At 65.5% G+C, this 17,401-nt stretch carries 15 protein-coding genes; 2 read left to right on the top strand and 13 right to left on the bottom strand.

Features of this window, described 5'->3' with window-relative positions:
- Window positions 1-22 precede the first annotated feature (22 nt).
- Together MUN80_RS16870 and MUN80_RS16865 are read right to left on the bottom strand one after the other, a co-directional pair.
- Window positions 23-1,138, bottom strand: a complete 1,116-nt coding sequence (locus MUN80_RS16870) for a sensor histidine kinase (protein WP_244714640.1) — start codon at window positions 1,136-1,138, stop codon at window positions 23-25.
- 3 nt (window positions 1,139-1,141) lie between these two features.
- Window positions 1,142-2,248 carry a sensor histidine kinase gene (locus tag MUN80_RS16865; RefSeq protein ID WP_244714639.1) on the bottom strand — a complete coding sequence of 369 codons (1,107 nt, stop codon included), beginning with the start codon at window positions 2,246-2,248 and terminating at the stop codon, window positions 1,142-1,144.
- Window positions 2,249-2,374: 126 nt separating this feature from the next.
- Here MUN80_RS16865 and MUN80_RS16860 point away from each other — a divergent pair, with 126 nt between their 5' ends.
- Both MUN80_RS16860 and MUN80_RS16855 read left to right on the top strand, forming a co-directional pair.
- Entirely contained in the window at window positions 2,375-3,616 is a 1,242-nt protein-coding gene (locus tag MUN80_RS16860; protein WP_244714638.1) for a hypothetical protein, read from the top strand.
- Window positions 3,617-3,938: 322 nt separating this feature from the next.
- Window positions 3,939-6,374, top strand: a complete 2,436-nt coding sequence (locus MUN80_RS16855) for a TonB-dependent receptor (protein WP_244714637.1) — start codon at window positions 3,939-3,941, stop codon at window positions 6,372-6,374.
- Between the two features lie 214 nt (window positions 6,375-6,588).
- Here the strand turns inward: MUN80_RS16855 and MUN80_RS16850 are convergent, their stop codons facing one another.
- The 11 genes from MUN80_RS16850 to MUN80_RS16800 all read right to left on the bottom strand — a co-directional run bounded on the left by MUN80_RS16850 (window position 6,589) and on the right by MUN80_RS16800 (window position 17,234).
- The gene (locus MUN80_RS16850) at window positions 6,589-7,413 is read right to left on the bottom strand and encodes an amidohydrolase family protein (RefSeq protein WP_244714636.1); all 825 of its coding nucleotides are present in this window, start codon (window positions 7,411-7,413) and stop codon (window positions 6,589-6,591) included.
- Window positions 7,365-8,501 (bottom strand): M20/M25/M40 family metallo-hydrolase, encoded by a 1,137-nt coding sequence (locus MUN80_RS16845; protein ID WP_244714635.1) that lies wholly within the window; start codon window positions 8,499-8,501, stop codon window positions 7,365-7,367. The genes MUN80_RS16850 and MUN80_RS16845 overlap by 49 nt, the downstream gene beginning before the upstream one ends.
- Window positions 8,480-8,767, bottom strand: coding sequence for a hypothetical protein (locus MUN80_RS16840; protein ID WP_244714634.1), 288 nt, complete (start codon window positions 8,765-8,767; stop codon window positions 8,480-8,482). Before MUN80_RS16840 ends, MUN80_RS16845 begins: the two co-directional genes overlap by 22 nt.
- A 36-nt stretch (window positions 8,768-8,803) precedes the next feature.
- Window positions 8,804-9,136: a polymorphic toxin type 5 domain-containing protein gene (locus MUN80_RS16835; RefSeq protein ID WP_244714633.1), complete on the bottom strand. Its 333-nt coding sequence runs from the start codon at window positions 9,134-9,136 to the stop codon at window positions 8,804-8,806.
- Window positions 9,118-9,750, bottom strand: a complete 633-nt coding sequence (locus MUN80_RS16830; RefSeq protein WP_244714632.1) for a hypothetical protein — start codon at window positions 9,748-9,750, stop codon at window positions 9,118-9,120. Before MUN80_RS16830 ends, MUN80_RS16835 begins: the two co-directional genes overlap by 19 nt.
- 8 nt (window positions 9,751-9,758) lie before the next feature.
- Complete coding sequence (locus MUN80_RS16825) at window positions 9,759-10,931, bottom strand: aminotransferase class I/II-fold pyridoxal phosphate-dependent enzyme (RefSeq protein ID WP_244714631.1); 1,173 nt, start codon at window positions 10,929-10,931, stop codon at window positions 9,759-9,761.
- A gap of 1 nt (window position 10,932) precedes the next feature.
- Window positions 10,933-12,921 (bottom strand): hypothetical protein, encoded by a 1,989-nt coding sequence (locus MUN80_RS16820; RefSeq protein WP_244714630.1) that lies wholly within the window; start codon window positions 12,919-12,921, stop codon window positions 10,933-10,935.
- A gap of 5 nt (window positions 12,922-12,926) precedes the next feature.
- Window positions 12,927-14,240, bottom strand: a complete 1,314-nt coding sequence (locus MUN80_RS16815; RefSeq protein WP_244714629.1) for a hypothetical protein — start codon at window positions 14,238-14,240, stop codon at window positions 12,927-12,929.
- Window positions 14,241-14,243: 3 nt separating this feature from the next.
- On the bottom strand, window positions 14,244-15,194 hold the full coding sequence (locus tag MUN80_RS16810; protein ID WP_244714628.1) for a hypothetical protein: 951 nt from the start codon (window positions 15,192-15,194) through the stop codon (window positions 14,244-14,246).
- Window positions 15,195-15,330: 136 nt separating this feature from the next.
- A complete protein-coding gene (locus tag MUN80_RS16805) occupies window positions 15,331-16,230 on the bottom strand; it encodes a hypothetical protein (protein ID WP_244714627.1) in 900 nt (299 codons plus the stop codon).
- A 323-nt stretch (window positions 16,231-16,553) separates the two neighbouring features.
- Window positions 16,554-17,234, bottom strand: coding sequence for an HAD family hydrolase (locus MUN80_RS16800; protein WP_244714626.1), 681 nt, complete (start codon window positions 17,232-17,234; stop codon window positions 16,554-16,556).
- Between the last annotated feature and the right edge of the window lie 167 nt (window positions 17,235-17,401).

Genomic DNA, 17,401 nt, shown 5'->3' with positions numbered 1-17,401 from the left:
ACTGAAGAAAACTCCGGGCTCGTCACACCGGGTCGAGGCGCAGCACTAGGGCCACGCGGTAGGCTTGGCCGTCGGGCTGGGGCCCGAGGTGCAGCGCGTACTCCTGGGCCGGGTAGTGCAGGGCCAGGCGCTTTTGCACGTTGGCCACCCCCACCCCGCCAAATTCACGCTTGGCGCCGGTGGGCGTTAGGCTGTTGCTCACCTCGAAATGCAGCTGCCCACCCTGCACGGCCAGGGAAATAGTAACCCAGCTGGCATCCAGGCTGCTATCCACACCGTGCTTGAAGGCGTTTTCCACGAAGGGAAAGAACAGCAGCGGGGTAATCCGAAACTGGTCCAGCGGCCCGGCCTTATGGTACTCAATACTGACTTTGCGGCCGTAGCGCAGGCGCTCCAGCTCCAGGTAGTCTTCCAGAAACTCAACTTCCCGGCGCAGCGGCACCTTTTCCGCGTCCGACTCATACACGGTATAGTGCATCAGGCCGGTGAGGTGCTGCACCATGGTGGGGGCACGCTCATCCTGCTTGACGACCATCGTGTAGATGTTGTTCAGGGTGTTGAAGAGAAAGTGGGGGTTGACCTGGGCCTTGAGGAAACTTACTTCCAGCTTGAGATTTTCGCGTTGCAGGCGCAGGCTCTGGTTGCTGGTGGTCAGCAGAAACTGCACAAACCGGATCAGGACGGCGGGCAGGGTCGTGACGGAAAAGTCGCTGATGCCCATGCTAATGGCCCGCCACGAGAAGACGCCACCCCAGAGGCCATAATCGATAACGCGGTGCATGTAGTCGTAGGAGTTTTTGGAAATCAGCCCATACTGGTCCAGCAGCAGGTAATACACGAAGGAAGTCAGGCCCCAGATGTAGTAAACTCCCAGCAGCCCCAGGGCCATCAGCAGCCAGCGGCGGGGCAACACGAAGCGCGGCAGCACGACCAGGGAAAAGAAGTAATAGGCCAGAATGGTGGCCACCACATCCTTGACTACGAAGCCGCCGGTGACAATGGCCGTTTCCTCCCAGCCGCTGAAAACCACCCACTCATAGAGCATAAACAGGCCCCACCAGAACACGGGGGTAGCCCAGCGCATAAGGGCCGGGGGCAACAGCGGGCGGCGGGACCTTTGCAGGGCAGCAGTTTCCATGGCTTAAGCTAGCTGAATGGTAAGCAGAACGTGCACCTGCCGGGGTGTTTCGGTAAGCTCCAGCGTGTGCTGCCCGGGGTACTGCAGCTCCAGGCGGCGCCGGGCCGCCAGCAGGGCCGCGTCGGTGGCGTAGGGCTGGGGCCAGGGTTGCTCGGCGGTGCGCCGCAAGTCCAGCGTCAGGGTATGGGAACTCACCCGGAGCTGGCTACGAAACGCTACCGGCCCGGCCGGGGCCGCCTCCAGGCCGGCAAAGAGCCGCTCCAGAAACGGGTGCAGCAGCAGGGGCGCAATCAGCTCGGTGGTGGCCGTGCCGCTCACCTCGTGCTCAATGACGGTAGTAGCCGGACTGCGCAGCCGCTCCAGGGCCAGGTAATCGTCGAGAAACTCCAGCTCCCGGCTTAGGGGCACCCGCTCGGCCTCGGTTTCGTAGAGCGTGTAGCGCATTAAGTCAGCCAGGTGCAGCACGACGTCGCCGGCCCGCTCGTCGCGGGCCTGGGTCATGGCGTTGAGGCTGCCCAGGGTGTTAAACAAAAACTGCGGATTGATCTGGGCCTTGAGGTAGCTGCGTTCGAGTCGCAGATTGTCGCGTTCCAGGGCCAGGCGCCGCCGGTCGACCACCAGGGCGTACGCCAGAAAGCTGATGATCAGCGGAAAAAGCATGGGGGCCAGCATGCCCGCGAAAGAGGCCAGCATGCCCATGGGGCTGACCAGGTTGGTCCTCAGGTTCTCGACGTAGTACCCGTGCAGGGTGCGGCGCAGAACCGGGTCGAGGGCCACGTAGGTTTCGGCCAGGCGGGAGCCGGCGTACATCCAGAGGCGGTAGCCATACATCAGGGCCAGGGCCCCGGCCAGGGCCGGCCACACCCGGCCTTGCAGCAGCCAGCGCGGAATAATAAGATACACCAGGCTATTGAAGAGCACGACGGCAAAGCCGAGCTCCATCAGAATCAGTGGCCAGATGGGACCGGCGAAATGGTAGTTGGGGCGGCTGTTCCACAGAATGTAGAAGCCGGTGAGCAACCCCCACAGCAGCAGCTGGAGCAGGAGGGCACTGGCGCGGGGGCTGAGCTGCTGCCCGCGCCGGGCCAGGCGGTGGAGCAGCTCAGTCATGAAAAAAGGCAGACCACTTCGTGCTTTGGTGGTGTGGGGCCATACGTTGGTCGAATAGAATTCCAGGCCTTAAAGCTGCGCAATTTCTTTGACCCAGATTCAACCCCCAACTAAAGAAACTGCCCCATGCTCCTCTCCTGCTCCTGGCTGCGCACCTTCGCCCTGACTGCCTCTGCCACCCTGCTGACCTCCGCTGCCGCCCTGGCCCAGGACAGCACCCTGACCCGCCTGATTCAGAAAAACCAACTGCCCATGCTGCAAACCGGTCGGCAGTTTGCGGGCACCGGCTGGGACAAGCTCCGGCAGGAAGTGGCCCAAAGTCAGTTTGTAGCCGTGGGCGAGGCTCACGGCACGGCCCAGATTCCGCAGTTTACCGCCGCCCTGGCCCAGGTCCTGCAGCCCAAGGTATTTGCCGCCGAAATCAGCCCCACCGAAGCCCAGGACCTGACCCGCGTCATCGACCAGCCCGCCACCCACCGGGCCTTTCAGCAGCAGCATCCCTTTGCCCTGTCGTTTTTCAGCTGGACCGAGGAAGCGGCCCTGGCCCGGCAGCTGCGCGCCCAGAACGTGCAGATTATGGGCATCGACCAGAATAACATGTTTGCCGCGGGCCGCTTCTACTCCCGCCTGGCGGAGCTGAGCACCGGTAAAGCCGCCAAAACCTACCTGCTACGCCGCGCCGCCGCCATCCAGGCCCACGACCGGGCGGTGATGGGCAGCCAGGGCGAGCAACTGACCATGCTGCAGCAGTCGGCGGCCAGCCTGGATAGCCTGGTAAGCCTGACGCGCAAGGAAAGCGCCCAGGTGCAGGCCCTGGTGCAGGGCTACGTGACCAGCGCCCGGATTTACCAGAACAACGTTAAGCCGGCCACCAACGCGGCCAGCCACCTGGAGCGTATCGGCCTGATGAAGCACAACCTGCTCCGCCAGCTGCGCGCCTACCAGCCCACCGGCACCGAGCCCCTGCCCAAGATGCTGCTCAAGTTTGGCGCCGAGCACAGCGGCCGGGGCCTGAGCCGCTCCGGCGTCTACGACGTGGGCAACCTGGTAGTCAACCTGGCCGACATGCAAACCCAGAAAAGCCTGCACATCATCGTGCTGGGCAAGCAGGGCACTACCACCGCCGGCTTCAATCCCGAGGATGCCAGCAAAAACACCCAGTCCTACCAGGCCGACCCCACCAGCACCTACAAGTTGTTCCTGGACCAGACCGGCCCGCAGGCCTGGAGCGTGGTCGACCTGCGCCCCCTGCGCCGCGCCCTGAATAGCCGCAAGCTGCAAGTAAGCAGCACCACGCTGGAACGCATCATCCAGGGCTACGACTTTTTTGTCATCATCCCCGAAACCACGGCCAACCCGGTGCAGTAGCCAGCTTCTGTATAGCTAGCCCGATTTTTACCCTTTTCATTCCTACGCTACCCAGCCGGACCGGAGCCTATTCCGGTCCGGCTTTTGGCCTGTAGGCCCGGTGGCCTTGCGGGGCGCCGCTACCGGGGGCAGGGCAGACGTTCGGACTTTGGTCATGTGGTGGGTGGCGCCAGTAGTTTGGTGGGCCGCGGGCAGCTAAAAGGGCGGACGACTTCGCACTTTGGTGGTGTGGGCCCGTTGCTTGGTCGAATAAACTTCCGGCCGCAGGGCCACCGCAGTTCCTTTGGGTCAGATACTTCACTACCCCAACCAGCCCCGGAATATGCGTTACTTCGCCCCTACCGCCGCCCCCGTTACAACTAGCCTGCGCCGCGCCCTGCTCCTGCTAGTGGTGCTGCTCACCGCCACGGCCGCCCGCGCCCAGACCACGCTCACCGGCCGGGCCATCGACCTGCGCACCCAGGAAGCCCTGAGCTTTTCGACGGTGGTGCTCAAAACCGCCGGCGAACCAGCTACCATCGTTACCTCGGCCCTGGCCGATGCTCAGGGCAATTTTGTGCTGAAGGCCAGTCAGGCCGGCAACTACCAGCTGCAGGTGCTGATGCTGGGCTACGCCACCCACACCCAGCCGGTGGTGCTGGCCGCCGGCCCGGCAACGGTCAGCCTGGGCACCATCGGCCTGCAGCCCGCTACCCAGCAGCTGGGGGAGGTAACCGTGACGGCCCAGCGCCAGCTGCTGCTGCAGAAACCCGACCGGGTGGTGATGAACGTGGGGGAAAGCCTGTTGGGCGCCGGCAACGACGCCTACAGCATTCTGGGCATGGCGCCCTCGGTGCAGCTGCTGGAAGGCAAACTTACCTTCCGGGGCAAAGCCAACGTGCTGATTTACCTCAATGGCAAGCGCCTGCCCGGAGCTAACCTGGAAGCGGTGCTGGCCAGTATCCCCGGTGACCAAATTGACCGTATCGAGCTGATCAGCAACCCTTCGGCCAAGTACGACGCCGACGCCTCGGGCGGGGTTATTGAAATCTATACCAAGCGCAGCAAAACGCTGGGCTGGAACGCCAACCTGGGCGGCAATCTCAGCCAGGGCCAGCGCCGCGGCAGCGGCCTCAACGGCGGCCTGCGCCTGAGCTCCCCCAAGCTCGACTTCGTGACCAACGCCAGCCTGGCCAGCAAGGGTGGCTTCGAGCGGGGCAGCTACCGCCGCACGCTTTACCAGGGCTTTATGCCCGTGGCCAGCCTGGAGCAGCAAAACGACCTGGACAAAACCCTGCGCGACAACAGCTTCAGCACCAGCCTCAACTACCACTTCACCCCCAAAACTACCATCGGCTTCGACTTCGACCTGACCCAGGGCAGCCTGACCGGCGCGGGCTGGACCCGGGCCACCGTGACGGAGCGGGCCGGCCTGACCCGCAACCGCGTGGAGGACGAGGTGTACCTGAGCCAGACTTTTGTGAACTACACGCTTTTTGCCAAGCACCAGCTCGACAGCCTGGGCTCCAGCCTGCTGGTGAGCGGCAACTACGCCCGCTTCAGCAGCACCCAGCAGCAAACCTTCGGCCAGTACCTGCAGGTGCCTTCAGACTCGCTCGAAACGCGCAGCAGCTTCCGCAACGACATTCCGGCCACCTACCGCATCTACACCGGCGTGCTGGATTACGCCAAGATCTGGAACGCCTGCACCCGCCTGGAGACGGGCCTGAAGTACACCGCCACCCGCAACGAAAGCCGGCAGCTGATTCAGACCCTGCAGAACGGCGAATGGCCGGCCGGCACTACCAACCTGACGGGCTACCAGGAGCACATCGGAGCCGCCTACCTCAACCTGAACCAGACCGTGGGCAAGCTCAGTCTGCAAGCCGGCCTGCGCGGCGAACTGACCCGCTACCGGGTGGGCGCCGGCCCCGACTCAAGCTACGTGAACCTGTTCCCGAATCTGCGGGCCGACTACCAGGTGTCGGACAGCTACTCGACGTCTTTGGCCTACGCGGAGAACATTCACCGCCCGGCCTACGAAAGCCTGATTCCCTACGAGCGGCTGCTCGACACGTACACTTCGACCAAGGGCAACGCCGCCCTGCGGCCCGAATACGCCCACAGCCTGAGTTGGAACCACCTCTACAAGGGCTACGGCCTGCAGCTCAGCCATACGATTACGCCCAACGCCATTTCGTCGGTCTACACCTACGACCAGCCCCAGCAGCGGCTGGTATATACCCAGCAGAACGTGGCGCGGCAGCACCTGACCAGCCTCACCCTGACGGCTCCTTACTCGCCGGCCAAGTGGTGGAGCATGACCAACACCGGCAACCTCTACCACCGGGAACTGAGCTTCCCTAACCCGCTCGACAACGCTGCGGTCCTGCGCAAAAGCAAAACCTACTTCACCCTCAGCTCCGACAACACCTTCAACCTGGGCCACGGCTGGAGCACCCGCCTCTACGCCCTCTACAACTCGCCTTCCTTCAACGGCCTGACGGATTACGACTCCTACTCGTACGTGATGCTCTCGGCCAAAAAGAGCTTCTGGGACAAGAAAGCCTCCCTCAAGCTCGACGTCCTCGACCTGTTCTACCAGCTTAATTTCCAGGTTAGCTCCAACGTGGTGCCGGTCGTCAACACCAGCATCAATTACAACGATACCCGTCGGGTGCGCCTCTCATTTACCTACAACCTGGGCAAGACCGACCTGAAGAGCAAGCGCGTCGAAACCACGGGCAACGCCGCCGAGCGAAACCGCCTGGGCCAGTAGGCGGGCCCGGCCCACCTTATCGGGCAAACGGGCGCGGAGGGCCGCTACATAAAGCTCCTTCCCGCCTACCCCAGTCAAGTCACCCACCACCGGGGCCAGGCTCTCTACCACCAGCGTAGTAAAGACCTGGTCCCGCTGAATCCAGCTGGCCGCCTGGGCCGGAATGGCTTTTCATTCTCCTCAAGATGGCTGAAGATACCAGCTGCAGGCGCCTTTAGGGCCGCACCAGCCACGGGTCGCGCCACTCCTGGCTGAGCTCGGCCGCCGGCACCGCAATCCGGCGCAGGGCCGCGGCGTTCGGCTGGGCCTGCACGGTGCTGAGCAGGCCCAGCAGGTTGCCGGCCACTACTTGCTGGGCTTCTTCCCGGCTCAGGTGCAGGGCCTTGATTTTGGCCAGCTCCACGCCCGGGTGCAGCCAGGGACCATCGGAGCCAAACAGGAACTTGTGGGCCCCGGCCCGGTGCACGGCCCGCTGCAGAATGTCGAAGCGCCGCACCCCGCTGGTGTCGGTGTAGATGTTGGGAAAGCGCACGAGGTGGTCGATAAGGCCAGCCTGGGCCCGCCAGTCGTCGGAGAAGGAGCCCAGGTGCGGGATGATGAAATTCACGTCGGGGTACTGCTCGCCCAGCAGCTCTACTACCGCAATTTCGCCCACCACGTCGTAGAGCACCGGCAGGCGGAAAGCCCGGGCCACGTCGCAGATTTCGCGGCTGATGCGGGCGTCGAAGCGGTGGCACTTGATACCGCAGAAACCGTACTGTTGCACGGCCGTGCCCACCAGCTCCCGGATGCGGCCCCGGTCGCGCTGGGCGTGCACGAAGGCAAAGCCGTAAAACCGCTCGGGCTGCTGCCGCACCAACCGGGCTACCTCGGCGTTGGCCACGGCATAGTCGGAGTGAAAAGCGGCGAAGAGCACCGTGCGCTGAATTCCGGCCTCGTCGGCCCAGGCCAGGTAGGGCGCCAGGGGCGCGTCGGTGTCCCAGGGGCCGGTCAGGCCGTCGCCTTGGCCGGCGTGGCAGTGGCAGTCGATGATGAGCATAGCGGGGCGGAAGTAGAAGTGAGCTGGCCCAGACGGCGCAGCAAAAACAGGCTGGTGCGGATGCCGCGCCAGAAGTTGGGCAAATACAGAAACTCGTCGGGGCCGTGCTTGTGGTCGTCGGGCAGGCCAAAGCCCATGAGCACCGTCGGGATGCCCAGGTGCTGCTCGAAGAGGCTGACGACGGGAATGGTCCCGCCCGAGCGTTGGAGCACCGGCCGGCGCCCGAAGCCGTGGGCGTAGGCCTGGGCCGCGGCCTGCATCACCGGCAGCCGGGGCGGCACCGTGTAGGGCGGAGCATGCAGCTGGGCCGCTACCGTCACCTGCACCTGGGGCGGGGTTAGCCGGCGCAGAAACGCCCGCAGCTGCTGCTCCACCTGGTGCGGGTTCTGGCCCGGGGCCAGCCGGAAGCTAAGCTTAGCCGAGGCCCGGGCCGGCACGATGGACTGCACACCGGAACCCTGGTAGCCGCCCGTCAGACCGGTGATGCTCAGCGAAGGCCGCAGCACCGTGCGCTCATACAGGGAGTAGCCCGGCTCACCCCAGCCCTGCGCCACCTGGGCCTCGCGCCGCAGCTGGGCATCCGCGGGGCCGTGGTGCCGCAGGTAGGCCCGCTCGGCCGTCGAAGCCGGGTGTACCGAATCGTAAAAGCCGGGAATGGCCACCCGCCCGGCTTCGTCGTGCAAAGCGGCCAGCAGCGTGCACAGGGCTTGCAGGGGATTGAGCACCGCGCCGCCGAAAATACCCGAGTGCAGTTCCGCACGGGGCCCCGTCACGGTCAGCTCGACGGCCAGGGAGCCGCGCAACCCGTAGGTCAGGGCGGGCCGGGTGGCCGACAGCAGGTTGGTATCCGAGAGCAGGGCCCAGTCGGCGCGCAGCTGCCGGCGGTGAGCCCGCACGAATGCGGCCAGATTGGGGCTGCCGATTTCCTCCTCGCCTTCCAGCAGGATTTTCACGTTCAGCGGCAGCGGCCGGCCCGAGTTGAGCAGCAGCTCCAGGGCTTTTAAGTGGATAAAAAACTGCCCTTTGTCGTCGGAAGCCCCGCGGCCGAACAGCTGGTTGCCGCGAATCAGCCCGGCGAAGGGCGGCACGGTCCAGGCGGCTTCGGGGCGGCGGGCTGCACGTCGTAGTGGCCGTAGATGAGCAGCGTGGGCAGCCGGGAACTCACCAGCTTTTCGGCGTAAACAATGGGGTGGCCGGGCGTAGAATACACCTGCACGCCGTCGAGGCCAAGGCCGCGCAGGTGGCGGGCCAGCCAGGCGGCGCAGGCCCGCACGGCGTCGGCGCAGCGCGGGTCGGTGCTGACGCTGGGAAACCGTACCAGCTCTTGCAGATCAGACAGGAAAGCGGCATTCATGGCGCAGGCCCAATGGGAGAGGAAACAGCCCGGGCGTTAGAACCCGGTTTCGGACACCAGGTCCTTGTTCAACCCCACGGCAAAGAACAGCTCCCCATCGGCCGTCCAGCCCTTGGCCTTGTGGTCCTGGATGTAGCGGTTGGTGACGTAGTAAGCCGATAACTGCCCCTGCTCGACCCACTTGCGGGCCGTTTCCACGTCCACGGGTACGCCTTTGATATTGATGACCTCGATTTTGGTGCCCTTACCAGTGATGCCCATCTTGGCCCCGTCGGAACGGTTGAGGCTGCGGTCCTGAATGGCCAGGTGCTCTTTGGTGTGGCCCTTGGCCGCCAGCGTCATGACGGGCGTCACGTGGCCGGCATCCACGCGCCGGTCTTTGGCCGTGCGCCAAGCGGGCTTGCCCCCTTGCCATCCTTGACCAGGAACTGCAGCGGGTGCTTGGGGTCGGAGTGAATTTGCTGGGCCATAGTGCGCCTGAACTTCTGGTTGAAGCGGCGGTACTCTTCCTCCAGCTCCCGCTGCTCCTGCTCCCACTCCCGCTCGGTCAGGATTTCGCCCAGCAGCTCGTCGAGCACCGTGCGGGGCGCCGGGGCCGCAGCACCCTGGCAATGGCCGCAGCCGCAGCTACACCCCGGCGCGTGCGGGTTGGAGCGTACGAGCCGCAGAGTGGCCCCGCGGAAAAACCGGTTCAGGAACCGTTGCAGCCCCTGCCGGCAGGGCGCGCAGCCTCCCGCCGGCCCCACGACGAGCAGCACGCTGCGCACCCGCACCGGAAAGCCCGGCTCGGCCGCGGCCCGGCGCTGCAGCCAGCGCAGCAGCTGGGTTTCGGGGTGGCCGGCGCACCCGCGGCTGGCTTCCGGAGCCGGCCGCAGTGGGACGCGCAGGGTGGCCCCGCCCCGGGTATAGATGGTGGCGTGGTCGGGACTTACACCGGCAAAACGGCCCACTAGGTGGCGGTTGGCACCGGGGGCAAGCGGCATATCAAGGTTCATGGCAACAGCAGCGTAGAGCGGTGAGAAACAGAAAACCAATCGGGGCGCCGGGCCTGAGCGGCCAGCAGCCCGGTCAGGCGGCGCAGGTCGGCGGGGCGGTGGTCGGCGCGCAGGCAGAAGGCCACCTGAGGCACAGTAGGCCGGGCCGCATCAGCCAGCAGCAGGGCCTGAAAACCTTCTTCGCGCAGCAGCTGGTAGAGGCCCAGGCTGGCCGAGGCCCGGGGCAGCACCAGCTTTTGCACCGGAAACCACCCGCCCCGCAGCCGCAGCCCGGCGGCCTGCAGGTCCTGCCGAAACTGCCCGATATGCCGGGTCAGCTGGTGCCGGGCCGCTTCACCGTGGCGAGCGTCGTGCTGCAGCACCTGGGCCGCGGCCGCCGCGTGCCAGCCCGACACCGGACTGGTGTGCACCCGCACGGTGCTGCACTGCTCGTAGTGACGCAGCCACGCCCGGGAGCCGGCCAGCACGGCCACGGGCACACCCAGCCCTTTGGCCAGGGAAGTAATGGTCAGAACCTGGGGGTGCCGCACGCCCAGATAAGGCAACGTGCCGCCCCCACCCTGCCCCAGCGGCTGCCGGACCGAGGGCCGGGCCCCCAACACCCCGAAGGCCTGGGTGTCATCAACGAGCAGCGCGGAGGCCGAATCGGGAGAAAGCAGCTGCAAGTAGCGGGCCAGCGGGGCCGGACCTGCACCATTGAGTCGCCAGCCGTCGGTGAGCAGCCAGGGCGTGCGGCCCTGCGCTCGGTAGGTGTGCAGCTGCCGGGCCAGGGCGGGCAGGTTGGCCGCCGAAAATGGCACGACGGGCAAGCCCCGCAGCACGGCCCGGGCCGCACCCCACTGCCCCACCGGGTACATGGTTTTATCAATAAAAACCACGCCCGAGCGGGGCAGCAGCGTCAGCACGTCCCAGAACAGATGCAGCGTTGAGGGCGCCAGCAGGCCGGTTTCCAGGCCCTGCCGCCGCGCCACTTCCCCGGCCACCCGCCGGTGCCAGTCGGGTTCCTGCAACGCCGCCGGCCGGCCCGTGGTCAGGGGCAAGCCAGCGGGCAGCTGCAGCCGCGGCGGACCTAAGTACAGCGCAGAAGTAAAGTCAACCATGGGCCCCACAACGACAAGCCCGTCGCGCGGGCCGACTACCAGGCGGCAGCCGGCCCGCGCGGCGGACACCTTACCCGGGCAGGACGTTGCGCCGGGGCACGGCCACGCCCTGGGGCAGGTTGGGGGCCAGGGCATTGACGCGGGCCGGGGCCAACTGCCCGCGGCGGCGCAGCTGCTGGTGCTGCATGGCCGTTTGCCGCTCAATGAGCTGGGCCGGCTGCAGGTAGCGCTCCTCGTTGTCGGCCGTGTTCAGGCGGGCATCCACGATGTCGGAAGCCAGGTCTACCCCGGTTACGGCCTTGTAGGCGTGGATGTAGCGCTGAATTTCCTCCCGCCAGTAGTAGGCCCAGTTGGCGGCATTGGTAGCGCCCACGCCGGGACTGTTCCAGGAGCCGTAGCGGATGCTCAGCAAGAGCTGCTCGCCAAACGCGCCCAGGTCGTGGAAGTGGCTGATGTTGGCCGGGTTCCAGCCCTGGAGCTGCTTCATGTTGTCGACGCGGTCCATCCAGGCCTCGGTGTAGGGCACCATGATGCGGCCCCCCAAGAACTCGCGCACCTCGGGCCGGGCCAGCAGCCACTGCTGCACCAGCATTTCGGAGCGGGCCGTCCAGGGCAGGTCGCCGTACTGGTTGTGGGCGCCCTCGGCCAGGGTTAGGTGCACCTCCCGCAGGTGGTTCAGAATCGGGAAGCCGTCGGGAATGACGGTGGTGAAGTTGGCCTGCTGGTAAAACTCGGTGGCGGCCCGCAGCAGGCTGTGGAAGCCGCGCAGGAAAAAGGCCCGCGACTCAGCCACCGGAATGTCCTGAATGCCGCGCCCAATGAGCCCGAAGCCGTACTCGTAGCGGTACTCCAGGTTGCGGCGGTTCATGCTCAGCCGGAACCGCTCGTCCTCGATATAGCCCCAGAACAGGTTATTCAAGGGGCGCAAGGGGTCCAGGTTCAGGTTGGCCAGCGGGTCCTGACCAGGGCCGCCCTGGCGCACGTTCTGGAAGCGCAGGCTGATGGCGTTCATGGTTTGCACCAGCCCGCCTTCCTCGTGCCAGTACGACCAGATCAGCTCCATCAACGGCGGGGCCTGGAGCTTGGACTTGAGAATACCGTAGCACACGTCGGCGCCCAGCGGGCCCAGGTCGGCCGTGTCCTTGAGGGGCACTTCAGCGAGCTTTTCCCGGATCAGCTTAAAGTAAGGCAGCACTTTGCCTTCCTCGTTTTCGAGCTGCTCCAGGTATTCCTCGCGCAGCTCGCTGGGGCTAAACGTGCTACCTCCCAACCGGCGCGACTCGGACGAGTCGTGGCGGCGGGGCAGCACGTTCAGGTTGCCGCTGCCCTCCTGCTTGGGCTCGGGGGCCAACCCCGTTTCCTGCATCAGATACAGCTCGGTGGCCGCCTTGAGCATGGAGTAGGAAGCCAGGCGGTTGAAGGGCACAAACAGGCGGCCACTGGTGGCGCCCGAGAGCTTGTCCCGTTTGGCCTGGTCCGTGTTGTGGGCGCAGAGCACGCTGTCGATAAAGGCCCGGTAGCGGTTAAAGTCGACGGTGCGGTGCCGGATCAGGCTCCACAGGGGCTGGTCGTTGGTTTCCTCCCGCTTGGCTTCACCCAGGCTTACGCGCACCGGCCGGTCGGCCTCGCCGTCCATTACCACCAGCTTCACGGGCCCGAAGTCCTGCTTCTCCCCGTCCACGTCGCCTTTCACGAGGTAGGTGCCGGCTTCGTCCCACTCGTTGAGGCTCCAGATAATGTCGACGGCCTGCTTGTTGTGCAGCGAAACCGAGTCGCTCTTGAGCTTGATCCGGTCAAACAAGCTTCCTCCCAGGGGACTGTCCCCGTCCCGCAGCCGAATTTTCAGGCGGTTGTCGGCTTCGATGGAGTAGACAAAGTGAAATTTTACCGGGTCGTGGTCGGTGGTCAGGTTATCGAAAGTGAGCAGAATAGTGCCGCCCTGGGCATTCAGGGCCGATTGCACGGTGCCGCCTGGGCTTTCGGCACTCAGCTCCAGCGTCAGCACTGAGTTGTCGCCGAGCGAAACATGGGAAGCGTCGAGGCTTAGTTCGCGGTTCATGGATTCTAGGAAGTTAAAGAGTGAGAAGTAGGCGCCCCCAGACGCGGGGCCGGGGGCTGCCCGTAGGTGCGGGCCCGGTTCAGGGCCCAGCGGGTGAGCTGCCGGGTCAGCAGCTGGTATTCCTGGGGCGCGGTGAGCACCCCATCGGCCCGGGCCTGCCCGATGACGGCAAACACTAGGGACGGGGCCGCCGCCTCGCGCAGCTCAGGCTGCTGCTGCCACTGCCGAAACAGGGCCTGCAGCTGGGCGGGCTGGCGCTCGGCCACGGGAAACAAGTCGGCCAGGCGCTGCTTGCGCAACGCTTTGGAGCGGTGGTTGAGCACGAGCTGGGCAAAGCGCGGCAGCAGGCTCACCAGCAGCTCAATGAGGCGCTGTTTGCTGGCCGTCAGCCCGGCGGTTGGGTACAGGTCGCCCCACTGCCGGGTCAGGGCAGCCCACTGCGGGTGCGGGTAGAGGGCCTCGCCCAGGGCCAGGCTCAGGCGCACCCGAATCCAGGGAAACGGGTGGGGCCCGTCGGTACCGATGCGGAAAACGAAGTAGCTGGGCAAACTCACCACGCTCATCAGCCCGTAGGTGGCCCCGATGCCCAAGTGGCCCAGGGCCCAGAAGTCGGACAGAACTTCGTTGAGCCAGCGGTTGAGCAAGAGCCACCCGATTTGCTCGGGCCCGCCCTTGGCGGCTTCCTTGTCCAGCTCGGCCCGCAGGGAGGTCGTCAGCTCCAGCAGCTCGGAGCCCTGGTGGCCCACCTCGTGAATGAGCGACGAGGCAATGCCGCTGCCCACCATTCGCTCCCGCGGAATCTGAATGACGCCCACCGGGTTGTCGTCGCCGCCGGGCAGGCGGGTGCGGGCCCGCCGAATGGCCGCCCCGTGCCCCCGCTCCACAAAGCAGATCAAGGGCGGCGGGTCGTAGTAGTGCCCCGGCAAACACAGCGCGTCCTCGGCCAGCACGTCCAGCCCCGCCAGCCAGGTGCCCGTGCCGTGCTCCCCGCGCTGGCTGAGCACGTCGGCAAAAATGTCGACCTGGTCGAGCAGGTTGTTGAAGCGCAGCTTGAGCAGCACGAATTTGGCCTGGGCCTGGGCCGTAGTCAGGTTTTGGCTTTCCTCGGCCCGTATCCAGCGGATAAATTCCTTGAGGCGGCGGCGCAAATCGAAGGCTATGCGGGCCAGGTGGGCGTTGATGGCCGTTTGGGCCGGGGCCGACACGGCCGCCGCCAGCACCATAGGCATGTTGAGCGTGAAGGAGCGCACCGTCTGGAGGCGGCTGAACAGCGCCAGGGCCTCGTTCACCAGAAACTGCGTATCGGCGGCGCGGCGCATAGCTCAGAGCTGAATAACGAGCGTCCGGCCCCGGCGCATCCAGGTGCCGCGGGTGGCGCGCCCGGTGGGCATGGGGGCGTAGTCCTGGTCGGCGCCGCCGCTGGCATCCTGCCCAAAGCCCGAGGGGTCGAAGTTGAAGCTGTCGTCGTCGCCACCGCCTGGGCCGTCGGGGCCCGGCTGCGTCTGGGCAAAGCTGCCGTTCACGTTCAGGTTGCCGCCGCCGGTGCCGGCGTAGCCGGTTTGGGCAAAGGGCACGCCGTAAGGCCGGCCGGGGCCGCGCCGGCTGCTGCCGCCATTGGGGCTGATAAAGCGGCCGTTGGCACCGCGGGTGGGTTGAGTCCGGTTGCGCAGCAAACCCGGGGCGTACTGGCGGGCGGCCTGGCTCAGGGCCGTGCGGGCCAGCGCCGGAGCTGGTACGCCGGGGCGCTGCCGCTGCAGGGTGGCCCCGCGGCGCACGGCGGCATTGGCAAAGCGCACGTAGGCCCGGGCCGTTTCAAACTCCCGGTCCTCGGGACTGAGGCCTTCGAGCTCCAGCTCAAAGAGGTTGCTGGCCATCGAGCCCAGCTTGCCCCCGATCATGCCGCCCACCGGGCCGCCTACGAAGGTACCCAGGGCCTTGCCGGCCAGCGGAATAGCGACCTTGGCCACCGACTTCAGGGCCCCGCCGATGCTGCGCCCAATGGGCGAGTTGGCGAAGTTGCCGATGGCCCGGCCGGCGCCTTTAATCAGCTTGCCCAGGAACATGTTCAGCTCATGCTCATTGCTGACTTCGAGCAGCTCGTGGGCCAATTCCAGCTCCTGGGTTTCGTGCAGCTCCCCGCTCATTTCGTACGACTCGCCGCTGGTTTCGCCCATGAATTCGGGGTTGAACTCAAAGGTTTCCTGCGAGCTGCCGTACTCCTGCTCCTGGCCGAGGGCTTGCTCAAATTCCTGTGAAAACTCGTTGTTATACATGGTTCGAAAGGTGAAGGGGTGAGATGGTGAATTTGTGAAATGGTGAATCTGGAAGTGGTGAAATGGAAGCCGGATAGTCTGATGGCGCGGGCCGCACTGCTATTCACAACTTCACTTTTCACTACTGCACCGCCGCTCAGACGTCGTAGAGCACCAGGGTGCGGCCGCGGCGGACCCAGGTACCGCGGTTGGGCTGGGCCGAGCCATTGCCATTGCCATTGCTATTACTGCCGTAGCCGGGCGAGCTGGGGGCGGCGGGAGCTATGCCTTCGGTCAGGCCCGGGGCCAGCTGGGGCACCGAGACGCCCAGCACCTGGCGGCCGAGCTGGGCCGGGGTCAGGCGGGGGTTCTGGCGGGCCAGGCGGGCGGCGCGGCGGCTCACGTCGGAGGCGAAGCGCACGTAGGCCCGGGCAATTTCCAGCTCCTGACTTTCGGGGTTCAGGCCTTCAAATTCGAGGTTGAAGACGCGCTGGGCGTTATTGGCCAGCCAGTTGCCGGCTTGGGTGCCGGCCCAGCCGCCCACGGCCCGGCCTGCCGCCTGCCCGGCCTGATTGCCGAGCCAGCCCCCGGCTTTGGCGCCCAGGGGCCCGAGCCGCCCGCCCAGGGCCGCACCGGCCCGGCTGCCCAATGCTCCGCCGGCCTGGCCGCCGTACTGGGCGCCGAGCTGAGGCAGGGTGTTGCGGCCCACGTCCACGAGGTAGTTGCCCACGCTCTTGCCCACGGGCGAGGCCACGAAGCTCGAGGCGGCACCCTTGACGGCGCTGGCGGCCTTGCTCACCAGGTCGCCTAGAAACTGATTGAGCTCCTGCTCATTGCTGACTTCGAGCAGCTGGTAAGCCATTTCCAGCTCTTGGTTTTCCTGCTGGCTGGCTTCGCCGCTGAATTCCTGATTGAACTCCTGGCTGAACTCGTGCCCGAACTCCTGCCCCATTTCCTGGCCGTACTCGCCTTGGGTTTCAAATTCGAAGCTATTCTCGTACTCGCCGGTTGTGGCGCTCGACTCCAGCTCCTGGAGGGTCCGATCAATATTGTGCATGACTGACAAGCGGTTAGGGTGAAGGACTAGTGCTATCCTCCTTTTTCCAAACCCGGTGCCAGCTTGCCAAACCCCGTTTCCAGCCCCTGGGAGGCCCTGCCCCCGAAATAGATTTCGGTCTGCCGCCTGCGCCGCCTAATCGGCGAAATGCATTTCACCACTTCTCTGTCCCTGGCCTCACTGCGACTCCTCATCGGGACTTCGCGGCTCCGAGCCGCGACATTGCGACTCCGAGCCGCAATACTGCGATGCCAGACCGCGACAATGCGGTTCAGCACCGCGCCGGGGCGGTGCTGAACTGGGAAAACGTATAAAGCTGCCGATTAGGCCCGGATGCGGCGCAGGGCCGGAATTTCGAGCAGGTGGCTCACGGTGTGCGTGGGGTGCAGGGCCCGGCACTGGTCGTCGTCGCCAAAGCCGAAGGTGACCCAGCAGGAATCAATGCGGCTGTTGCGGGCAAACTGCAAATCGGCGGTGGTGTCGCCCACCATCAGAATCCGGTCGGTGGGCACTTCGGGGAAGCGGGGCAGCACCACCTCGTGAAACACCATGGGGTCGGGCTTTTTGGCCAGCTGCTTTTCCGGCATGGTCCCGTCGCCGATAACCAGGGCCACGAAGGGCAGCAGCCCCTGCTGAGCCAGGGAAGCTTCCAGCACCGCCGCGCCCTTGTTGCTGAGCACCCCGATCAGCACGCCCCGGGCCGTGAGCTGGGCAAATAAATCGTAGGCTCCGGGAAAGGGCGTGACCAGCGGCTCGGCCTCCCGGGCGTAAATCCGGCGGTAGGTAATGACCCATTCTTCCAGCTCCGCAGCCGAGAGCTCCGGCCGCAGTTCATGCAGCATCTGGCCCAGCACCAAGCCCCGACCTATCATTGAGTATACCGTTTCGGGAGCCGGCTGCGGCACCTGGTAATGCTCGAAGGTGCGCTCAAAGCCGTGAAGAATAGCCTGGCGGGTGTCGCACAGTGTGCCGTCGTAATCGAAGAGGAACAGGGAGTAAGGCATGCGGGCGTAAGGTAAAGGCCGTGTAAGCTACGACGGGCAACCCGAATGCGGACAGCCTGCGCTTGTAAAATAAATATTATCCGTACTGTTGTGGATTCTATTCTACGGCGGCATCAGAGCAGGCAGAGGCCTCACCAATAGGCTTCCTACCGCTTAATTCAGTCCAT

Origin of the sequence: Hymenobacter cellulosivorans (genome assembly GCF_022919135.1) — a bacterium.
Classification (GTDB): Bacteria; Bacteroidota; Bacteroidia; order Cytophagales; family Hymenobacteraceae; genus Hymenobacter; species Hymenobacter cellulosivorans.
Note: the sequence above shows the minus strand (reverse complement) of the source record. Positions and strands in the feature narration are given on the sequence as shown.